Origin of the sequence: Shewanella sp. TC10, assembly GCF_009663145.1 — a bacterium.
Taxonomy (GTDB): domain Bacteria; phylum Pseudomonadota; class Gammaproteobacteria; order Enterobacterales; family Shewanellaceae; genus Shewanella.
In genome coordinates this window covers 1-2,917 of the sequence record NZ_VKHR01000114.1, presented here as the reverse complement: position 1 = coordinate 2,917, position 2,917 = coordinate 1, and the positions used below count along the sequence as shown (strand labels likewise).

At 42.7% G+C, this 2,917-nt stretch carries 1 protein-coding gene and 1 rRNA gene; both read right to left on the bottom strand.

Annotated elements, in window-relative coordinates; genetic code table 11:
* Window positions 1–542 (bottom strand): 16S ribosomal RNA (locus tag FNZ24_RS21295); the annotation flags it as partial.
* Between the two features lie 588 nt (window positions 543–1,130).
* Window positions 1,131–2,917, bottom strand: a 1,787-nt coding sequence (secA, locus tag FNZ24_RS21290) for a preprotein translocase subunit SecA (RefSeq protein ID WP_153916805.1), incomplete at its 5' end; no start/stop codon positions are given.

Sequence of the window (2,917 nt, the reverse complement as noted above, 5' to 3'; positions counted from 1 at the left end):
CCTCGTATTACCGCGGCTGCTGGCACGAAGTTAGCCGGTCCTTCTTCTGTAGGTAACGTCACAGTAATGGCGTATTAARCCATYACCTTTCCTCCCTACTGAAAGTGCTTTACAACCCTAGGGCCTTCTTCACACACGCGGCATGGCTGCATCAGGCTTTCGCCCATTGTGCAATATTCCCCACTGCTGCCTCCCGTAGGAGTCTGGGCCGTGTCTCAGTCCCAGTGTGGCTGATCATCCTCTCAGAACAGCTAGGGATCGTCGCCTTGGTAAGCCATTACCTTACCAACTAGCTAATCCCACCTAGGTTCATCCAATCGCGAAAGGCCCGAAGGTCCCCTCCTTTCCCCCGTAGGGCGTATGCGGTATTAGCAGTCGTTTCCAACTGTTATCCCCCTCGACTGGGCAGATCCCTAGGCATTACTCACCCGTCCGCCGCTCGTCAGCAAAGAAAGCAAGCTTTCTTTCTGTTACCGCTCGACTTGCATGTGTTAGGCCTGCCGCCAGCGTTCAATCTGAGCCATGATCAAACTCTTCAATTAAAGTTTTGTTGAGACCTAAGTCTCGGCTCAATGAAATCTGATTACATTATGCAGACTCGGAAGAATCTACATCCTGTTTGTTACATATTGCTATGAACACTCATCGTTACATTGATAATAATTTTGATTGCTTCCAAAGAAGCAATTTCGATTAACTCAACACCTGTGAGTGTCCACACAGATTACTTGATAAATTGTTAAAGAGCGTTAGCACATCTCGGTAAGCCCGAGTGGCTAGGGATGCGTATTTTACGCAATTCCCGTTTCGCGTCAAGTCATTTTTAAACTAATTTAAAAACTCTTTTCAGCGTCACTTTACAGTGAACTGATTTGGCGTGTACTCCATGCTATTGCGTGGTTTGCCGTGTCAGTGGATGCGCATTATAGGCAGATTCTGAAACACCGCAAGGGCTTTTTTAAAATAATTTCAAATATTTTAAATCTTTCTATTTAGCCACAAGCTAACCACTATTAATCCACAACCTTATCCACAAATCGGCTTTTAGTGGCTGTTTCTTATACTATTTTCAAGATATAAAAAAAGCAGCTAATGATAGCTGCTTTTATAATTAGTCGATAAAACCTAGTTTAGGTTAACTTACCATGACATTGTTTGTACTTTTTACCAGAACCGCACGGACAAGGATCATTTCGACCAACCTTTTCTCCATCACGAATTACTGTTCTTGGTATTGCCGCTTCAGCTTCTGTGTTGTCAGTTAATGCTTCTGATGCAGCATGCTGATAGTCACGTTGGATTTTAGCCTCTTCTTCACGACGACGCTGTTCCATTTCATCTACATCTGACTGAGCTTGAACTTGTACTTTAGATAATACGCTGATCACATCCAGTTTTAAGGTTTCTAGCATTTGCTGGAATAACTCAAATGACTCACGCTTATACTCTTGCTTTGGATTCTTTTGTGCATAACCACGTAAATGAATACCTTGACGCAAATGATCCATCGCAGCTAAATGTTCTTTCCACAGACCATCTAGAGTTTGTAGCATGACAGCTTTTTCGAATTGGCGAAGTACCTGCGCACCAACCATTTCTTCTTTCGCTTTGTACGCTTCACTCCAACTGGTTACGATTCTTTCACGTAGTGTTTCTTCGTGTAAGTCATCTTCAGTATCTAACCATTGTTGAATAGTTAACTTAAGACCGTACTCTTGCTCAAGGCGCTGCTCTAAACCAGGCACATCCCATAACTCTTCAACTGACTGTTGAGGAATATATTGATCGATTACAGTGCTAATTACATCTTGTTCAATGTTTGAGATAGTATCTTCGATACTTTCTGCATCCATCAACTCATTACGTTGTGAGTAAACAACTTGGCGTTGGTCGTTTGCAACGTCATCATATTCTAGTAATTGCTTACGAATATCGAAGTTACGTGCTTCAACTTTACGTTGAGCATTTTCAATCGCACGTGATACCCAAGGATGTTCGATGGCTTCGCCTTCTTCCATACCAAGCTTTTTCATCATGCCAGTAACTTTATCTGATGCGAAGATGCGCATTAAGCTATCTTCCATAGATAAATAGAAGCGTGAAGAACCAGCGTCACCTTGACGACCAGAACGACCACGCAACTGGTTATCAATACGACGAGATTCATGGCGTTCAGTACCAAGAATGTGTAGACCACCTGAAGCAATCACTGCATCATGACGAACTTGCCACTCAGCTTTAATTTTAGCTATTTGATCTTCGGTAGGATTCTTCAGTGCTTCGACTTCAACTTTCCAGTTGCCGCCTAATACGATGTCCGTACCACGACCTGCCATGTTTGTTGCAATAGTCACTGTACCTGCACTACCTGCATCGGCAACAATTTGTGCTTCCTTCTCATGGAACTTTGCATTCAATACTGAGTGAGGGATTTTTGCTTGCTTTAATAGCGTCGCTAATAATTCCGACTGTTCAATTGATACTGTACCAACAAGAACTGGCTGGCCGCGTTCACGACAATCTTTAATATCAGTAATAATCGCGTTGTATTTTTCAGTCGCTGTTAAGTAAACCAAATCAGCCATGTCATTACGAACCATTGGCTTATTGGTTGGTACTACTACTGTGTCTAGTCCATAGATATGCTGGAATTCAAATGCTTCAGTATCAGCAGTACCCGTCATACCCGCTAACTTTTCGTATTGACGGAAATAGTTTTGGAATGTGATAGACGCTAAGGTTTGGTTTTCATTTTGAATATTTACACCTTCTTTAGCTTCAACAGCTTGATGTAAACCTTCAGACCAACGACGTCCTGGCATTGTACGGCCAGTATGCTCATCGACAATAACAACTTCGCCATCTTGAACAATATAGTCAACATCGCGTTCGAATAATTTATGCGCGCGAAGTGCTG